Source organism: Paraburkholderia sp. RL17-373-BIF-A (genome assembly GCF_046030175.1).
Classification (GTDB): domain Bacteria; phylum Pseudomonadota; class Gammaproteobacteria; order Burkholderiales; family Burkholderiaceae; genus Paraburkholderia.
The window spans coordinates 1-627 of sequence record NZ_JARESO010000374.1; the positions used below are offsets into that span (position 1 = coordinate 1).

The 627-nt window shown below is 57.6% G+C and carries 1 protein-coding gene and 1 pseudogene; both read left to right on the forward strand.

Features of this window, described 5'->3' with window-relative positions; genetic code table 11:
- Nucleotides 1-413, forward strand: a 413-nt coding sequence (locus P0D80_RS50935; RefSeq protein WP_408296513.1) for a hypothetical protein, incomplete at its 5' end; no start/stop codon positions are given.
- Nucleotides 376-627, forward strand: a pseudogene (locus tag P0D80_RS50940) (hypothetical protein); the annotation flags it as partial. The gene P0D80_RS50935 and the pseudogene P0D80_RS50940, both read left to right, overlap by 38 nt.

Consider the following 627-nt stretch of genomic DNA (forward strand, 5'->3'; position numbering starts at 1 on the left):
CGCCGGAACACCTCTTTGCCAAACGTGGGAATGTTTTTTTCGTCCGCGCCCCGCCGGAAGGCGTCGTGCGTCCCGCCCCGGAAGCACTCACCAGATCGACTCTTACCGAGAAAAGCTCGGGCAAACGTTTGTGCAGTCACAGCAGACATGATGATCCAATAGATTCTTCGCAGGTTGGCCAACGGCGTTCGTTCGACGAGGTAGACGTCCAGTTGCTTGACAGGTTGCGCTCACGAGCGCTCAGCAAGTTCCAGCGTGGACGTATGGTAATTCACATTGCCGTGACGGCAGATTGCGAATGTGTCTGCATGTTTTCAATTCTGCGCGAGCAGTTGGGCTTTGTTCGGAAGACCAAGCGCGACTACGACACGTCTGATGGCGCAAGGGAAAGCGCCGAAGCTGTTCCGCGATGAGTTGATCGACCAACTGCTGGCGCAGATTCAGAACAGGGACGCCGAGTCGGTTCTCGGCGAATCGAGCCTCGCAGGGCAACTGAAGAAGCAACTAGCCGAGCGCATGCTGGCGGGGGAGCTGACACATCACTTGGAAAGCGAAGCGGAGCAAAGCGGAGCAAAGCACGGCAGGCAATCATCGCAACGGGAGCAGCCCGAAGGGCTTTGTCCGGAT